This window comes from Litoreibacter sp. (genome assembly GCF_039974535.1).
Taxonomy (GTDB): Bacteria; Pseudomonadota; Alphaproteobacteria; order Rhodobacterales; family Rhodobacteraceae; genus Litoreibacter.
Map to the genome: position 1 here is coordinate 223,975 of NZ_JBDWIU010000007.1, position 17,372 is coordinate 241,346.

Below are 17,372 nucleotides of genomic sequence, written 5' to 3' on the forward strand. Positions count from 1 at the left end.
GATGGAGCAATTGCCAAAATGGGCTGACCTTATCGTTGTGCCAATCGTCGGGCTGATCCTTGCGTTCGGGTTGTCCATGCTGATGGTTTTGGCCACGGGCCACGACCCGATGGAAGCGCTGACGTTGATGATCTCCGGCGCGCTTGGATCGACCTACGGCTGGGGTTACACGCTTTACTACGCCACCAACTTTATCTTCACCGGACTAGCGGTCGCGGTGGCATTTCACGCGTCACTGTTCAACATCGGCGGCGAAGGACAAGCGGCCCTTGGCGGGTTGGGTGTCGCGCTTGTATGCCTGTTCATCGACTGGCCACATTGGAGCATCGCGCTGATTGCGGCGACATTATCCGCTGGCCTCTTCGGCGCACTCTGGGCCTTGATACCTGCATATTTGCAAGCCAAACGCGGCAGCCACATCGTGATCACCACGATCATGTTCAATTTTATCGCAGCCTCATTGCTGAATTATGTGTTGGTGAACCAACTCCGCCCCAAAGGCGCGATGGACCCCGCCACGGCAAAGTTCCCAGAGGCGACGCATCTGCCATCCTTAGGCGAAATCCTGAACAGTGTGGGCATCCCTTTTGCCAAGGGAACACCCGCAAATGTCACCTTGCTCGTCGCACTTTTGGCCTGTGTCTTGGTCTATTTCTTGATTTGGCGTACACGGTTTGGCTACCAGTTGCGGGCCTTCGGCAAGTCGCAACCTGCCGCCGTCTACGCAGGCATCAGCCCCGTAAAAATCACCATCGTCACCATGATGATCTCTGGCGCGCTGGCGGGCCTTATGGCGATCAACAACGTCATGGGAGAGGCTGAACGCCTCATCCTCGGCTCGGTTGAGGGCGCCGGATTCATCGGCATCGCAGTGGCCTTAATGGGGCGTTCGCACCCGCTTGGCATTCTCTTCTCGGCACTGCTGTTTGGCGCACTTTACCAAGGCGGGGCCGAGTTGGGCCTGTGGACTTCGATCCCGCGTGAGTTGGTAATTGTGATCCAAGCGTTGGTGATCCTGTTCACCGGAGCCTTGGACAATATGGTCCGCTTAATGGTGGCCAAGGTCCTGATCCGACCCAAAAGAGCGGAAGCGTAATTCATGGACTATCTCACCATTCTCCAAATCCTCGACAGCGCTTTGCGCCTTGCAACGCCCTTGTTGTTCGCCTGTCTTGCTGGCCTGTTCTCTGAACGCGCGGGCATTTTTGACATCGGCCTAGAGGGCAAAATGCTGATCGCGGCGTTCTTCGCGGCGGCGACGGCCTATTCCACGGGGTCCGTTTGGTTGGGCATGCTGGCGGGTATCGCCGGATCATTAGTGTTGTCCGCAATCCACGGTTTGGCTTCGATCACGTTCCGCGGGAACCAATTGATTTCGGGCGTGGCGATTAACTTCCTTGCTTCAGGCCTGACGGTGCTGATCGGGTTGAGCTGGTTTAAGCTGGGGGGGCAAACTCCGGCCCTACAAGGCGGTGCGCGTTTTCAAAGCATCAATCTTCCCTTCGCCGAAAGCCTTTCGGTCGTCCCGGTCATAGGCCCACTGTACTCTGAAGTCCTGTCCGGCCACACCTTCCTTGTCTACGTCGCGCTGCTTTGTGTGCCGCTGACGTGGTACGTGCTCTACCGCACACGGTTCGGGCTGCGGTTGCGCGCGGTTGGCGAGAACCCTGCGGCGGTCGATACGGCTGGTATTTCCGTCGTGGCCCTTCGCTACGCTGCTGTCGCAATTTGCGGCGTCCTTTGCGGGTTGGCTGGTGCGTATTTGGCGACGGGTCTAGGGGCCAGCTTCGTGAAAGAAATGACGGCAGGACGCGGCTACATCGCGTTGGCTGCGTTAATCTTCGCGAAATGGCGGCCTTGGTATGCGCTTTATGCGACGTTCCTATTCGGGCTTTTGGAGGCGATTTCCAACCGGTACCCGAGCTTAGATTTAGGTTTCGCCACATTGCCCTCGCAATTCATGCAAGCCTTGCCCTATATACTAACTGTGGTAATTTTGGCCGGTTTCGTCGGCAAAGCCACGCCGCCGCGTGCAGGTGGGCAGCCCTATGTCAAAGAGCGATGACACTGGGCAATTGCTCTAAGCTGCGCAATTTCGGTCAAGGGTTACGTATTTATCGCAACTGGACTTATAAAATTTATTTGCTCAGTCCAGTTACTGGAGTCTAAGAAACGTCCATGCAAATATACCTTCCCATCGCCGAAGTTTCGGTAAACGCCTTCCTGCTTCTCGGATTGGGCGGGATCGTGGGAATATTATCGGGCATGTTCGGCGTTGGCGGTGGCTTCTTAATGACGCCGCTACTGTTCTTTATTGGCATTCCGCCCGCAGTCGCCGTCGCAACAGAAGCCAACCAGATCGTAGCCTCGTCCTTCTCGGGGGTGCTCGCGCACTTCAAGCGGCGAACGGTAGACCTTCGAATGGGCCTTGTCTTGTTGATCGGCGGCCTCGTGGGGGCTGCCGTTGGCGTACAGGTCTTCGCCATCCTGCGAGAGATGGGCCAGGTCGATCTGCTCGTAAAGCTTTGCTATGTCGTCTTCCTTGGCATCATCGGCGGATTGATGTTCTTTGAGAGCTTACGCGCCATTCGCCGCTCCAAAAGCCCAACTGCTGTGCCGGTCCGCAAGAAGCACGGGTTGGTTCACGCCCTGCCCCTCAAAATGAAATTCCGCACCTCTGGCTTGTATATCTCTGTGATCCCGCCAATTCTTGTCGGCTTTTTCGTAGGTATTCTAGCGGCGATCATGGGGGTCGGTGGCGGCTTCATCATGGTGCCCGCGATGATTTACATACTGGGGATGCCCACGAAGGTTGTGATCGGAACCTCGTTGTTTCAAATCATCTTCGTGACCGCTTTCACCACATTGCTTCACGCGACAACCAACTACACGGTCGATATGGCCTTGGCAGTGTTGCTCCTCATCGGCGGCGTCATTGGCGCGCAGATCGGGACGCGTATCGGGGTAAAGTTAAAGGCCGAACAATTGCGTATTCTGCTGTCCCTGATGGTCATCGCGGTATGTGCCAAACTGGCGTTGGACTTGCTAATCGAGCCCTCGGAGCTGTTCACGCTTGGTAGCGGTGGCCACTCATGATGCGCGTGTTTGTGCTCTTGCTCTGTGTCTTGACCGCGCCGCTTGCCGCCGAAGAGGTCGTCGCAGACTTATCAACCAACGAGGTTGCGATTACAGCGAATTTCGACGGCTCTGACATCCTGATTTACGGGGCCGTAAAGCGTGATAGCCCTGCGGCGACAAGCCCCATGGAGGTGATCATCACCGTCGCGGGCCCCAAGCAACCCGTAAGCGTTCGCAAGAAAGCCTGGCGCTTTGGCATTTGGGTGAACGCCAGCGCGGTTGAAGTAGATGAGGCCCCAAGCTTTTATGCCGTGGCGTCTAGCGCGACATTGAGTGAGGTTTTAAGTCAGACCGAAGACCTGCGTCATGAAATCTCTATCCCCCAAGCCATCCGCTCCGTCGGCGCCCCTTCCACTGTAAGCGATGCCGCTGAATTTACTGATGCGCTCATCCGTATTCGCAGCCAGAACAACCTGTACCAACACCTCGACAATTCCGTCAGCCTGTTCGATGAGACGCTGTTCTCCACAACGATCGACCTACCTGCCAACCTTGTTGAAGGCCCGTATAACACGCGCATTTTCTTGGTCCGAGATGGTATGATCGTCGATGACTATGAAACCGTTATCAATGTGAACAAAGTCGGGTTGGAGCGCTGGATTTATGACTTGGCCCATCAACGCCCATTGGTCTACGGCCTTCTGTCGCTGTTCATCGCAATCGTCGCGGGATGGACCGCCTCCGCAGTCTTCCGCTACATCCGCTTCTAAACCGGCTTACTCGTCGGCGTCTGGCGATTTCAGTTCCAATTTTGCAGGCCCTCTGGGCAAGTCATCTGTGCGCAACTCCCCTGTGGGGCGGGCCAACATGCTGCGCGTTATCCACATCAAACGGTTCTCGGCGCGGGTGATTGCAACATAAGCCAAACGTTTCCACAATGGCTGTCCTGCTTCCGCCCGACCGGCGCGCGCGGCGGCATAAAGGTCGGGAGCGAAAACCTGCACCGTGTCCCACTGCGATCCCTGCGCTTTGTGAATGGTCACGGCCGATCCGTGCAAAAACGCGGCCCCCATACGTGCGGCAAAGGGAATGAAAGGCTCCTCTTCGCCCGGGGCTTCGATCTTGATTATTGAGGCGGCAGAGACTTGCGGGTCTTCCGCCCCGATCACATGCAATCGAGAAAACCCGGGCTTATTTCCCGGTCCCATGTAGACGACTTGTGCCCCTTTGATCAGGCCACGTGCCTCTAGATCGATCCGCTTTTTGCGATGTTTCAACGGCAATTCAATCCCGTCACAGATCAACGGCTCCCCCGGTAGCAACGTATCAACAGTCGCGCCATAAGCCCCCCGAAAAGCTTGAATCAAGCGAATGCGCGTCGCGTTACGCCACACCAACACGGGCGAGCGCGCCATCAGGTCGGCCTCCACTCGCTCGGCATAAAGCACTCGGTCATCTTTCTTCGCAGCATCGCGAACCAGCCCCTCAAACGCGTTGAAGTCGACGTTCGGGTCAGCCAGCGCGTGGGCCAAATCCAGAATTGGGTTGTCTTGGGTTTGACGGTGAACACGCGACAATTCCAGTTTCCGCCCGTCCTTCAACTTGTCGAACACCATCGCGCCGGATTGCCCAACCGGGGCCAATTGGGCAGGGTCTCCAAAAAGGATCAAGGTCGGAAAAATTTCACGTAGGTCTTCGTACTGCTTTTCGTCAAGCATCGAGGATTCATCAACGAACCCAATATCAAGCGGGTCCTCGCGGCGCTTCCAGCCTTGAATAAAATCCGAGCCTTTCAGCCCCGCGGCGGCCAATGCCCCCGGTATTGATTTATTCGTCTGATAGAAGGCCAACGCGCGGTCCAACGCGATATCGGTAATCCCCTCGATCTCTGGCCGTTCTCCCTGCCCTGCAAGCCAATCTGCGACCTTCTCATATTCGGGGTCGTACATCGGCGTGTAGAGGATGCGGTGGATCGTCGTTGCAGGCACGCCCCTATTGCGAAGCACACTGGCGGCTTTGTTCGTGGGGGCCAGCACCGCAATGGTGCGGCGATCTTTGCGAGGCTTCCCGTCGTAGTCACCTGAAATCAGGTCAACGCCCGCGTCCTCAACGGCTTGTACCATCTTGGCCAGCAGCAAGGTTTTACCTGAACCTGCCTTGCCCACGATGGCCATCACTTGGCTTTCCGCTTCGTTTAAGGGGGTCGTATGCCCCTCCAACATATCCACGCCAGCTTGGGCCATAACTTCCGTTATTGCGTCATAAGCCTCGGCTTGGTCTTCGGAAAATGTGACGGATGTGGGGATCTTTGACATGAGGCGGACCCTACCCCGCGACCAGCCGCTTTGCCAGAGAGATCAGGCCGCAATTGAACGCCTCTTAGTGCCAAATGCACGCGTATACCAATGCGCACTAACCTCCGGTGAGACACCCGCTTTTTGCAACAAAAGTTCCAGCATTTCGGAGTTAAAATCCCATAGCCCCGCGCTGATCGCCTCGCGCCCTGTGCCTTGTGTACCTAGAACTTTGGGGCGCCATCCAAGCTTGCTGTAAATGCGGATCATGCGGGCATCGAAAACGCCAACGGCCTTCGACCAACCATGCCCTACACCCAGCTGGGCTCCGGCCAACATAAGTCGCGCGGCCACTCGGCCACTGTCGTGAACTGTTGGGGATACGCAAAAGCGAGTGGTCTCCCAAATATCCAACTGGCTTATTGGATCGCGACACAGGTGAGAAAAGAAATCATTCACCATCGTGGCCCCTGTCGTCGGCAAAAACCGCATAGAGCCACCGTGGCTGCCTGACGGTGTCTCCCAAATCACATAAAGCGGGTTCAGCGCATCATATTGGTCGCGCTCAAACCCATTTGCATCGATGGTGACGTCCCATTTTAGCCTGTCGTGAAATTGATGCGCGCGATCTTTCAACATGCTCGCTTGCAGCTTCGGGTAGGCAAGAAGTTGGTTAGCCGTAACATATCTGATCATGCGGAACTCCATCCAGTTAAGGAGAATGAGTTCGCATGATAGTGTTAACGCCAGATCAGAGAGCGGTCCTCAGAACGTTAAAATTCGCAACAGTTTTACACAATAATCAAGCCAAAGGACAAGGCTAACGCCACAGCGTGAGTGGTATTCCCAGCCCCCAACTTGAAACGAGCGCTTTCGATATAAACACGAAGCGTGCTTTCAGATATCTTCAATTTTTCAGCTATATTCGCGCGATTAGCACCCGTGGCCAGCAACGTTAATGTATCTTTTTCACGCGGGGACAAAGATCGTGTAGGACCGCGATCAGCCTTGCCTTCAATCTGTAAGGCTTTCTCATTGAGGTAGTGTGAAATCAACAAGAGCTCCGCGACACGCTCGTTGGTAAACGACGCCCAAGTGTCGTCGTTGCAGCGATGATTGATTGAAAACAATGCAAACTGACCGCTGGGGCCACGGATGGGAACGCTGAACCCTTGGTTCCCTAAGCCGGCATCAACGGCTTCTCCTAAAAAAGAACGAGAGGACTTATTGGACCAATCCAGCGCTTTCCAGTCAATCGGCTGAAACAAACGATAGCAGCCCTGAACAACTGGATCGATACGTGCGTAGTCTTTATCAATATACCGCTCAACCCACTCTTGATCATAAGTGAGGGCCGCATATTGCGCACCGGTACTATTTACGGAGTGATAGACTAGATGTTCGAGATCATACGCGGATCGCAAATCCTCGACAAAGGTTTGGACTTCCTCAAGCGTTGTCGCCAGTGAAAGCGCTTCTTGCATGTCTACCAGTCGGTTCATAGGCACCCATCAGCCGACGCCTTGATCCACTGGGCGACGCGAGCTCGGTTGATGCAACCATGATCGTGTCGTCAAGATGTTCCGCCAGATAGCGTAGGTCGTTCTTGGCGGAGAACTTTTTAAGGTCCATCAATACGTCGATAATCCAATCATTCTTCATCAGCAGTATCCTCTTGAAAGGGTTAAGCATCCGTTAACAACATCCTAACAGCGGAAAATCGCCGATAAAATTCACCAATTATTCCTCCCCTAAAATGGCGGGTCTAAGAAACTTTAAGTTGTTGAATTTGCTTATGCCGCGCTTTCGTCACAAGAAAGCGCCCGCGAAACAATCCGATTCGCGGGCGCTTGTGAGGCTCGTTTCGAATTGGTCAAGCTTCGCGGCTCGCCTCCAACGTATCCTCAAATGTCGTCAACCCAGTCCGCGGAGCAGACACCAAAACCGCCATGTTGCCGGGCTTGTGTTCATTACGCAGCATTTTGGTGTGTGCTTGCGGAATTTCGTTCCATGGGAACACCTCCGACATGCACGGATCAAGACGGCGCTCGCACATCAATTGGTTCGCAGCGGAGGCCTGCTTGAGATGCGCGAAATGCGACCCTTGAACGCGTTTCTGGTGCATCCACAAGTAGCGGGCATCCATGGTTAGATTGTAGCCCGTGGTCCCCGCGCAGATGACAACCATGCCACCTTTCTTAACAACGAACACCGACACCGGCATGGTGGATTCACCGGGGTGCTCAAACACCATGTCCACGTTGTTACCCTTGCCCGTGATGTCCCAGATGGCTTTGCCAAACTTGCGAACTTCACCAAACCATTCCTTGTATTCAGGTGTATTTACCGTTGGCATCTGGCCCCAGCAGTTGAAGTCTTTGCGGTTCAACACGCCTTTGGCGCCAAGGCCCATAACGAAGTCGCGCTTGTCCTCGTCCGAGATCACACCAATTGCATTGGCCCCCGCCGTATTCGCCAATTGCACGGCAAAAGAGCCCAAGCCCCCCGACGCGCCCCAGATCAATACGTTCTGCCCGGGTTTCAACTCATGTGGGTGATGACCGAATAACATGCGGTAGGCCGTCGCCAAGGTCAGCGTGTAGCAGGCGCTTTCTTCCCAGCTTAGATGCGCGGGACGCGGCATCAATTGTTGCGCTTGAACGCGGGTGAATTGCGCGAAGGAGCCGTCGGGCGTCTCATATCCCCAAATCCGCTGACTGGGCGAGAACATAGGGTCGCCCCCATTACATTCCTCGTCGTCGCCATCGTCTTGGTTGCAGTGAACAACAACTTCATCGCCAACTTTCCAGCGCGTCACCTTGTCACCAACAGCCCAAACAATGCCCGCCGCATCGGATCCCGCGATGTGATAATCGGCTTTGTGGACGTCAAACGGGCTGATCGGAACGCCAAGCCCCGCCCACACGCCGTTGTAGTTCACACCAGCGGCCATAACCAAAACCAGCACTTCATGGCTGTCTATCGCAGGGGTTTCCACAACCTCATTCAGAAAGCTGTCCTCTGGCTCCCCATGACGCTCGCGGCGGATGGCCCATGAATACATTTTTGATGGCACATGTCCCATCGGGGGAATTTCACCAACCTCATAGAGGTCTTTCTTCTCGGCGCTGTAATCCATCATGTCATCCTGCGTATCTAAGGCCATAACCGGCGCTCCCAAACTCATTTCGGTGCCGCGGTGCAGAATCAAATGCTGCACCGCCTATATGGCAGAGATACAAATGCAAAAGCAATAATACAACCCTAAATGGTCTAATTTTGTAATTTTATGTCTTCGCAAAATTGACCTATGGATGCCGCATAGTAATCAATCACCTCAGGCGCTTTGGAGGTGAGCCTGATTTGATCACCCGCAACCGCAATCAAGCCGCGGAGCTCCAACATCCGTAGCGCCTCGTTCACCGCGCGCCCCTCGGCTGCGTCTTTGCTTTCATCTGGCATGCAAACTTCGCGACGAGCGGCACGAAGTCGCGCAACATCTTGCGCAAAACCGGCGACCAACTTACTGCGGCTCATCTGCCCACCAGCCTGTGCGATGTGATGGCAGACCAAAGACACCGGCAGTATTGGGACCACATTACCAACCCGCGCCATAAGTTCAGCGCCCAGTTTCAACGCTGTGTCTTCCGGATGCTGAGACACAAATTCGCGCAATGACAGTGGTCGTCCGAAGGCCACCCCTGCGAAGCCTAGCCGGTGGAACTTGCCCGTAATTCGGTGCCAAAGATGGCGACCAACATAGCGGACCAGATGACTGATCCGGAACTTGAACCGCGCGGATTTGTCCCCCGCTGCCGCCACAAGAACACGGTCTTCCAGCACACGGTCGTAGTTCAATCCAACAGGTACAAAGACAACATCGCGCGCAGTGTCAGGCTGAAACCCGTCGATGATATAACTGATCAACCCAAGCTTCGGTTGCCCCAATGCGCCCGTGCGCGATAGCCCGCCCTCAGGGAAAATCGCCTGCGCCACCCCCTCTTTGGAGGACAGCTGCACATATCGCGCCAAAATACGGCGATAGAGCGGGTTCAGGTTCTTTCGTCGAATGAAGTAGCCACCCATCATCTTAATCAGCGGGCGCAACGGCCATACCCGCGCCCATTCCCCGACAGCATAGGACAACGCACTATCGCGGGCGGCCAGATAGGTCACCAAAATGTAGTCCATGTTGGAGCGGTGGTTCATAATGTACACGACCGTCGCTTCGGGATCGATTGCCGCCATGGCCTCGCTGCGCGGGTTCACCACGCGTACGCGGTAAAGCGAGCGCGACATCAGCCTAGCCACCCGTATTCCCAATCCGAAATACATCGTGGCGCTGAAGGCCGGCACGATCTCGCGGGCGTAGCGTTCCGCTGTCTCGAAGGCCACATTATCAGGCACACCCATCTCATCCGCGTATTTATTCACCGCGCGGATAACGTCGGGATCATACAAAACGTTTTGGATCATGTCGTGACGCCGCGCGAGCTTGAACGGCTGGATGGGGCGCGCCAGTTTGGAGTTTAGCCGCGCGACCACACGCTCCGCACGGCGCCGGAAAAACCAACGCACTGACGGAAATAGAAAGTGCGAGGCTGCGGTAATCGCCGCCAACACGCCTATCAGAACCAACGCCCAGACGGGCAACTCGACGGTGTTAAACATATCCAACGACAGTGGCAGTCTTTGAGGGCTGGGTAAATCCCACCACGCCGCGACGCAGCATATTGACATAAGCATAAAGTTCCAAGTATGAACCATTTATCGCAACAATATTACTCAAGCGATTCACGAGAGGCCCGAATGTCCGATCAAGCCAAAACCCCCGCCAAAGACCGTCCGTGGTTGTTTCGCACCTATGCGGGTCACTCGACCGCCAGGGCATCGAATGAATTGTATCGTGGCAACTTGGCGAAAGGTCAGACCGGCCTGTCCGTGGCATTCGATCTGCCGACGCAAACCGGATACGACAGCGATCACGTCCTATCCAAGGGCGAGGTCGGCAAGGTTGGCGTTCCCGTGGCTCACTTGGGCGACATGCGCAGCTTGTTCAAAGACATCCCCTTGGAGAAAATGAACACCTCCATGACGATCAACGCGACGGCCCCTTGGTTGCTGGCGCTCTATATCGCAGCAGCAGAGGAACAGGGCGCGGATGTCTCCGCGCTGCAAGGCACGGTTCAAAACGACATCATCAAGGAATACCTGTCGCGCGGCACTTACATATGCCCGCCGCAACCCTCCTTGCGCATGATCACCGACGTGGCCGCCTATACGCGTCAGCACCTGCCCAAATGGAACCCGATGAACGTCTGCTCGTACCACTTGCAAGAAGCCGGTGCGACGCCAGAGCAAGAGCTTGCCTTCGCCCTCGCCACCGCGACCGCCGTGCTGGACGACCTAAAGGGTAAAGTTCCGGCCGAGCATTTCCCCGCTATGGTGGGCCGCATTTCCTTCTTCGTGAACGCAGGTATCCGCTTTGTCACCGAGATGTGCAAAATGCGCGCTTTCGTCGACCTGTGGGACGAGATCACCCGTGAGCGTTACGGCGTTGAAGACCCCAAGTTCCGCCGCTTCCGCTACGGGGTACAAGTGAACTCCCTTGGCCTGACCGAACAGCAGCCCGAAAACAATGTCTACCGTATCTTGATCGAGATGCTCGCCGTGACCCTTTCCAAGAACGCCCGCGCCCGTGCCGTGCAATTGCCCGCGTGGAACGAAGCACTTGGCCTGCCCCGCCCTTGGGATCAGCAGTGGTCCCTGCGGATGCAGCAGATCATGGCGTTTGAGACAGACTTGTTAGAATACGACGACCTCTTTGACGGCAACCCCGCCGTGGACCGCAAGGTTGAGGCGTTGAAAGAAGGCGCCCGTGCCGAGCTCGCAACCATCGACGGTATGGGCGGCGCAAATGAGGCCATCGAGTACATGAAGTCGCGTCTGGTGGAAGCCAATGCCGAACGCTTGGGCGGGATTGAAAGCGGCGACACAACGGTGGTCGGCGTGAACAAATTCCAGCAGCACGAAGACAGCCCCCTGACCGCAGGCGACGAGGCGATCATGGTCGCCGACAAAGACGCCGAAGCAGATCAAATCGCGCGGCTGGAGGCATGGCGCGCCTCACGCGACAATGACGCGGTAGAAGTGGCTCTGGCCAAGGTGCGCACAGCGGCGAACGACGGCACCAACATTATGGCCCCAACGATCGAGGCCGCCAAAGCGGGTGCCACCACAGGTGAATGGGGCGACGTGATCCGGCAGGCCTTCGGTCAATACCGCGGCCCCACCGGCGTGTCGCGCAACCCGTCGAACCGCACCGAGGGGCTTGAGGAAATTCGCGAACAAGTCGATGCCGTTTCGACAAAACTGGGTCGCCGGTTGAAATTCCTTGTGGGCAAGCCGGGCCTAGACGGGCACTCCAACGGGGCGGAACAAATCGCCGCCCGCGCCCGCGATTGCGGCATGGACATCAGCTATGAGGGCATACGGCTGACCCCTGATGAGATCACCGAAGCCGCACTGAATGAAGAAGCTCATGTCGTGGGGCTATCGATCCTGTCAGGGTCCCACATTCCACTCATCGAGGACCTTATGGCCAAGATGCATAAAGCGGGCATCGGGCATATTCCCGTGGTCGTTGGCGGCATCATTCCCGAGGATGATGCGAAGCGTTTGCGCACCATGGGGGTGGCGAAGGTCTACACGCCAAAAGACTTCGAATTGAACCGCATCATGATGGATTTGGTCACTTTGGTGGAGCCGGCGGGAATAGCGGCCCAATAATAAGACGCCACTTGCACATGGCAGTCACCTGCGCGACAGTCTGCACTTATTAGAATTGCGACCAAAGGTATTATGCAATGAGCAATATTGCGACACCCTCCCGCCGTCCGGCGCGAGAATGGATCCCTGTTCTTAAAGAGTACCGCGACCCGTCACTGCCCCGCTCCATTTGGGAATTGGTGACGACGTTTGTTCCCTATCTCACGCTCTGGGCCATCGCATGGGTGTCCCTGTCCGCGCAGCTGTATTGGCTAACGGTGCCATCGGTGATCTTGGCGGGTATGTTGATGATGCGCATGTTCGCCATCCAACATGATTGCGGTCATGGGGCTATTTTCAAATCATGGGCCGCCAACCGCTGGCTTGGTCGCTGTCTTGGGGTGATCTGCATCGCCCCCGCCGCAGTCTGGGCGAAAAAGCACGACGTCCACCACGCCACGCACGGCAATCTGGACCGCCGCGAAATGGGCGACCTACTGACCCTGACGGTCGCTGAATACAACGCCAAGGGGCCTTTCGCCAAAGCGCTCTACCGTCTGTATCGCAATCCGTATTTCTTGCTGGCATTCGGCCCGTTCTATTCCTTCTTCCTGGAATACCGCCTTCCCATCCGCCTCATGGACCGCCGCGAGTATTGGATCAGCGCCATGGGCACCAACCTGTCCATCGCCATCGTGCTCGGCACAATTTACCACTTCGGCGGCTGGGGGCCGATCCTCTATATCTTCGTCCCATCCACCCTTATCGGCGCATTCTGTGGCGTGTGGGTGTTCTACATTCAGCACCAGTTCGAAGGGGTGGAATGGGACCACGACGGCAATTGGTCCGTCCATGATGCGGCACTGTATGGCTCTAGCTATTATGTGCTGCCAAATTGGTTGAACTGGTTCAGCTGCAATGTTGGCATTCACCATGTGCACCATCTGTATTCGCGCATCGCATTCTACCGCTTGCCAGAGGTTCTGCGCGATCATCCAGAATTAGCCGGAACAAACCGCGTGACATTCCGCGACAGTTTGCAGTGTATGAAACTAAAACTCTGGGACGAAGACAGCCGCAAAATGGTCAACTTCGCCGCCGCAGATAATATTGCGCAACACGGCATGCTCGCGCCAGCAGAGTAAGCTTGATATACACCTTCGAAACACATCCCCAAAAGGAGCCTGCCCATGACGATCCATATCGGCGCAAAGCCCGGAGAAATTGCCGAAACGGTCCTCATGCCGGGCGACCCATACCGCGCCAAATGGGCGGCGGAGACCTTTTTGGAAGATGCCAAGCTCGTCAATGAAGTGCGCGGCATGTTGGGTTTCACGGGCACATGGAAGGGCAACCGCGTCACGATCCAAGGGTCTGGCATGGGCATGCCCTCCTTGTCGATCTACGCCAATGAGCTGATCAGCAGCTACAACGCGCAGACGCTGATCCGCATCGGCTCTTGCGGGGGGATGCAAGATAAAGTGGCCGTGCGCGATGTGATCTTGGCGTCGTCCACCTCGTCTATGTCGACCCCGTCACGCGGCATCTTCAAGGAGTTCCAATTCGCCCCGACCTGCGATTTCGACCTACTTCACAAAGCCTACCACGCCGCCGAGGCGCGCGGTATCCCGACCCATGTAGGCGGCATCTACTCCGCTGACGTGTTCTACGACGAGCGCCCCGACCTGAACGAGCAAATGACCCGCCACGGCATTCTTGCGGTGGAGATGGAAGCGGCCGAGCTTTACACACTTGCCGCCCGCTACGACCGCCGTGCCTTGGCTGTCTTGACAGTGTCCGACCACCTCATCACCGGCGAGGCATTGCCAGCCGAAGACCGCGAGAAAAGCTTCGGGGATATGGTTGACATCGCATTAGAGGCTGCATTTGCATGAAAAAACGTCAACTCGGAAAAGGCGGCCCCCTCGTCGGCGCTGTTGGCCTCGGCTGCATGAGCTTCGCCGGTTTCTACGGCAAGACAGATATTGGCACGTCGCACGACACGCTTGATGCTGCCCGCGAGTTTGGCGTCGATTTCCTCGACACCGCCCTGCTCTACGGAATGGGGAAATCCGAAGAGGTTATTGGCAGCTACCTAAAGGCCAATCCGAACCACGGCTTCAAGATCGCAACCAAAGGCGGGATCGAAACTAAACCCACGCGGCATTTCGACAATTCAGAAGCCTGCCTGCGCCGATCCTTGGAAAGCTCTCTAACCCGTTTGGGGGTGGATTATGTGGACCTCTACTACATTCACCGCCGCGAGCAGGAACGCCCGATTGAGGAGGTTATGCAAACGCTGACCAAGTTCATCGAGGAGGGCAAAATCGGCGGCATCGGCTTCTCCGAGATTGCGCCAACATCCCTGCGCCGCGCCCATGCGGTTCACCCCGTGATGGCCGTACAAAGCGAGTACTCCCTTTGGACCCGCCAGCCCGAAATGGGCATGATCCAAACCTGCGCCGAGCTGAACGTCGCCTTCGTCCCCTTCTCGCCCGTCGCACGCGGGATGTTTGCCGACGTTCTGCCCGAGCCAGAAACCTTCGCGGCCAGCGACTTCCGGACAGTGCAGCCGCGGTTTTTGGGGGATAATTTCACCACCAATTGCGCGATCCTTGAACGGTTCCAAAGCTTTTGTGCAACGCGTGGTTGGAGCCCTGCCGCCACCGCCATTGCATGGACATTGGACCAAGGCGACCATCTGATCCCCATCCCCGGCACCCGTTCTCGCGAGCACCTCATGCAACTCGTCGAAGGCGACGCCATTGAATTCACCAGCGAGGACCGCGCCGAGATTGAACGCCTCTTACCCATCGGATGGGCGCATGGGGACCGCTACTCCGACGCGCAGATGGTTGGGGTGGAGCGCTATTGCTGAACAATCGCCTAATTGTTGGCGAATTCTTCTGATACAACGCCTCTTGAAAGGGGCAAGACCATGCGGATTACATATCTAGATCACTTGCGTGCCATTTGCATGGTGTTCGTGGTGGTGCTGCATGCATATTACCTCATCGACTATGCCCCCGCCGCGTTTTTTGCAGTGTTTATCTATAACTTCTGCATGGGCACCTTCTTCATCATCTCTGGGTATGTGCTCGCCGCGTCCCTGCCCGATGGGCCCATTTGGCCCCACCTTCGAGACCGGTTGCGCAGGTTGGCTTGGCCACTTGCCACAGGGTTAATCTTGGTGAACCCGCTCACACTTGCCATCATCCACGACGGGTTTACAGCCGCGTGGATAAAGGATGTGGCGCATCGGGCAATCTCGGGGCGGTTGTTCGTGCATTTATGGTTCTTGTTCTGCCTCATGGGGTTTATCACCGCCGTCCCGCTGATCTTACGGGCGCTCCGCACCGCAGCTTGGGCGAAGGTTGCTCGCATCAACTTACCCCCCGCTTTGATCCCGACCGCGATCACATTAAGCGCCGCACTCGTTCAAATGGCGATCGCGGGAACCATAGGTATCGACCTCCCCGTTCCCTTTGACGGCTTCGCCAAATACGCATGGGCCTATGTGGCCGGCGTCGCCCTCTACCAGCATCCCAAAGCATGGGAGGCCGTTCATTCCCCCGGCCCAGTCCCTTTTGCAATCGCCGGTATATTTTGGATTGCCATGGTCGACGGTTGGGCCACGCAAGGCACAACTTTGCACCTTATGCTTCACGCAGCACGGATCGCCACGAGCACGGCAGCAATTAGCTTTGCATTGTTGTGGGTGTTTCGCCGTTTCTTCAACCGCAGCACCCCGCTGTGGTCGTTCATCTCGGCGGGGGCGTTGACGACCTACATATTGCAATGGTTGGTGCTGCACGCGCTCCTGACACCGTTGAGCGCATTGGGCCTCACCGGCGGCGCATTGTTCACTGCCCTGATCCTTTGCACCTTGGCCATTAAGCTGCCAACACACCATTTCATCGTAAAACGAGTGCCAATCTTGGCCCTCATGCTAAACGGGGCGCCGCTTTCACGACGCCCCGGTAATCCCGATAATCCAGATAAGTTAGCCGCAGTTTAGACCTGACGCTCTACCATCATCTTTTTGATCTCGGCGATTGCCTTGGCAGGGTTCAAACCCTTCGGGCAGGTCTTCGCGCAGTTCATAATGGTGTGGCAGCGGTACAGTTTGAACGGGTCTTCCAACTCGTCCAGACGCTCACCCGTCGCCTCATCGCGGCTGTCGATGATCCAACGGTAGGCGTGCAGCAAGGCTGCTGGCCCGAGGTACTTGTCGCCGTTCCACCAGTAGGATGGGCACGACGTGGAGCAGGACGCGCACATGACGCATTCGTACAAGCCGTCCAGTTTCTTGCGGTCATCGATGGACTGACGCCACTCTTTTTTCGGGCGGTTGGTCTTGGTTTCCAACCACGGCATGATCGACGCGTGCTGTGCATAGAAGTGTGTCAGGTCGGGGATCAAATCCTTCACAACGGGCAGGTGCGGCAGGGGGTAGATTTTCACGTCGCCGCTGATTTCGTCCATGCCGTAGATACAGGCCAGCGTGTTGATCCCGTCGATGTTCATCGCGCAAGATCCACAGATGCCTTCGCGGCAAGAGCGGCGGAAGGTCAGCGTCGGGTCAATCTCGTTCTTGATCTTGATCAGCGCGTCCAGAACCATCGGGCCACATTTGTCCATGTCCACGAAGTATGTGTCGACGGACGGGTTTTTGCCGTCGTCAGGGTTCCAGCGGTAAATCTGGAACTTGCGCACGTTGGAGGCGCCTTCGGGCTTCGGCCATGTTTTACCGCCCATGATTTTCGAATTTTTGGGAAGGGTCAGTTGAACCATGTCATGCCTCCTTCGGCGCAGTGAAGTTAGTTAACGTCCCGCCTGCGACCAAGTGGTCGAGCAGATGTCTACGAGTCGTCGGGGAGCTTGAATTGATAGTATTGATTTCAGCGTCAGTCAGGACGCGGCGTTTGTAGCCTTGCTTGCGCAGACACCGGTCAACGCCGCCCGCTTCACCATTATAGCGAATGTTCCGTTCATTTGACGCAACAATGATTGGCCCAATGAGAACGCCACCCAATACAACGCCTGCAACGTAGCTGCCAACAACGGCGTTTTGGCCTCCACGAGGGGCATTTGGCACACACGACGAATACGCTTGGCGCGCCGCAGCAAGGTTCATCCCTGATTGCGAGGGAACCGCCGGCTTTTTCGCTGCAGAACAAGCGCTTAAAAGCACCGTTGCAAGAACCAAAAATTTCTTCACGTCAAGTTTCT

General features: G+C 56.3%; 17 protein-coding genes. 9 read left to right on the forward strand and 8 right to left on the reverse strand.

The window, feature by feature from the left end:
- Position 1 precedes the first annotated feature (1 nt).
- The 4 genes from ABJN86_RS05235 to ABJN86_RS05250 all read left to right on the forward strand — a co-directional run bounded on the left by ABJN86_RS05235 (position 2) and on the right by ABJN86_RS05250 (position 3,848).
- The gene (locus tag ABJN86_RS05235) at positions 2–1,096 is read left to right on the forward strand and encodes an ABC transporter permease (protein WP_348365203.1); all 1,095 of its coding nucleotides are present in this window, start codon (positions 2–4) and stop codon (positions 1,094–1,096) included.
- A 3-nt stretch (positions 1,097–1,099) separates the two neighbouring features.
- Positions 1,100–2,065, forward strand: a complete 966-nt coding sequence (locus ABJN86_RS05240; protein ID WP_348365205.1) for an ABC transporter permease — start codon at positions 1,100–1,102, stop codon at positions 2,063–2,065.
- A gap of 113 nt (positions 2,066–2,178) precedes the next feature.
- Complete coding sequence (locus ABJN86_RS05245) at positions 2,179–3,096, forward strand: sulfite exporter TauE/SafE family protein (protein ID WP_348365208.1); 918 nt, start codon at positions 2,179–2,181, stop codon at positions 3,094–3,096.
- Complete coding sequence (locus ABJN86_RS05250) at positions 3,093–3,848, forward strand: TIGR02186 family protein (protein WP_348365211.1); 756 nt, start codon at positions 3,093–3,095, stop codon at positions 3,846–3,848. Before ABJN86_RS05245 ends, ABJN86_RS05250 begins: the two co-directional genes overlap by 4 nt.
- Positions 3,849–3,854: 6 nt before the next feature.
- Here the strand turns inward: ABJN86_RS05250 and ABJN86_RS05255 are convergent, their stop codons facing one another.
- The 6 genes from ABJN86_RS05255 to ABJN86_RS05280 all read right to left on the reverse strand — a co-directional run bounded on the left by ABJN86_RS05255 (position 3,855) and on the right by ABJN86_RS05280 (position 10,118).
- Positions 3,855–5,393, reverse strand: a complete 1,539-nt coding sequence (locus tag ABJN86_RS05255; RefSeq protein ID WP_348365214.1) for an AAA family ATPase — start codon at positions 5,391–5,393, stop codon at positions 3,855–3,857.
- A 42-nt stretch (positions 5,394–5,435) separates the two neighbouring features.
- Positions 5,436–6,068, reverse strand: a complete 633-nt coding sequence (locus tag ABJN86_RS05260) for an acyl-homoserine-lactone synthase (protein ID WP_348365216.1) — start codon at positions 6,066–6,068, stop codon at positions 5,436–5,438.
- 95 nt (positions 6,069–6,163) lie between these two features.
- Positions 6,164–6,856: a LuxR family transcriptional regulator gene (locus tag ABJN86_RS05265; RefSeq protein WP_348365219.1), complete on the reverse strand. Its 693-nt coding sequence runs from the start codon at positions 6,854–6,856 to the stop codon at positions 6,164–6,166.
- Entirely contained in the window at positions 6,822–7,034 is a 213-nt protein-coding gene (locus ABJN86_RS05270; RefSeq protein ID WP_348365221.1) for a hypothetical protein, read from the reverse strand. Before ABJN86_RS05270 ends, ABJN86_RS05265 begins: the two co-directional genes overlap by 35 nt.
- 211 nt (positions 7,035–7,245) lie before the next feature.
- Positions 7,246–8,538: a crotonyl-CoA carboxylase/reductase gene (gene ccrA, locus ABJN86_RS05275; RefSeq protein WP_348365224.1), complete on the reverse strand. Its 1,293-nt coding sequence runs from the start codon at positions 8,536–8,538 to the stop codon at positions 7,246–7,248.
- A 107-nt stretch (positions 8,539–8,645) separates the two neighbouring features.
- A complete protein-coding gene (locus ABJN86_RS05280) occupies positions 8,646–10,118 on the reverse strand; it encodes a 1-acyl-sn-glycerol-3-phosphate acyltransferase (RefSeq protein ID WP_348365227.1) in 1,473 nt (490 codons plus the stop codon).
- A gap of 63 nt (positions 10,119–10,181) precedes the next feature.
- On the opposite strand from ABJN86_RS05280, the gene ABJN86_RS05285 reads away from it, so the two are divergent.
- The 5 genes from ABJN86_RS05285 (at position 10,182) to ABJN86_RS05305 (ending at position 16,158) form a co-directional block, all read left to right on the forward strand.
- The gene (locus tag ABJN86_RS05285; protein ID WP_348365231.1) at positions 10,182–12,161 is read left to right on the forward strand and encodes a protein meaA; all 1,980 of its coding nucleotides are present in this window, start codon (positions 10,182–10,184) and stop codon (positions 12,159–12,161) included.
- 77 nt (positions 12,162–12,238) lie between these two features.
- On the forward strand, positions 12,239–13,285 hold the full coding sequence (locus ABJN86_RS05290; protein WP_348365234.1) for a fatty acid desaturase: 1,047 nt from the start codon (positions 12,239–12,241) through the stop codon (positions 13,283–13,285).
- Positions 13,286–13,330: 45 nt separating this feature from the next.
- Positions 13,331–14,035: a purine-nucleoside phosphorylase gene (gene deoD, locus ABJN86_RS05295; RefSeq protein ID WP_348365237.1), complete on the forward strand. Its 705-nt coding sequence runs from the start codon at positions 13,331–13,333 to the stop codon at positions 14,033–14,035.
- Positions 14,032–15,018: an aldo/keto reductase gene (locus ABJN86_RS05300; protein ID WP_348365240.1), complete on the forward strand. Its 987-nt coding sequence runs from the start codon at positions 14,032–14,034 to the stop codon at positions 15,016–15,018. Before deoD ends, ABJN86_RS05300 begins: the two co-directional genes overlap by 4 nt.
- A 60-nt stretch (positions 15,019–15,078) precedes the next feature.
- Entirely contained in the window at positions 15,079–16,158 is a 1,080-nt protein-coding gene (locus tag ABJN86_RS05305) for an acyltransferase family protein (protein ID WP_348365243.1), read from the forward strand.
- On the opposite strand, the gene ABJN86_RS05310 is transcribed toward ABJN86_RS05305, so the two are convergent.
- Together ABJN86_RS05310 and ABJN86_RS05315 are read right to left on the reverse strand one after the other, a co-directional pair.
- Positions 16,155–16,934 carry a succinate dehydrogenase iron-sulfur subunit gene (locus ABJN86_RS05310; RefSeq protein ID WP_348365246.1) on the reverse strand — a complete coding sequence of 260 codons (780 nt, stop codon included), beginning with the start codon at positions 16,932–16,934 and terminating at the stop codon, positions 16,155–16,157. The genes ABJN86_RS05305 and ABJN86_RS05310 overlap by 4 nt on opposite strands.
- 1 nt (position 16,935) lies before the next feature.
- The gene (locus ABJN86_RS05315; RefSeq protein WP_348365248.1) at positions 16,936–17,361 is read right to left on the reverse strand and encodes a hypothetical protein; all 426 of its coding nucleotides are present in this window, start codon (positions 17,359–17,361) and stop codon (positions 16,936–16,938) included.
- Positions 17,362–17,372: the final 11 nt, after the last annotated feature.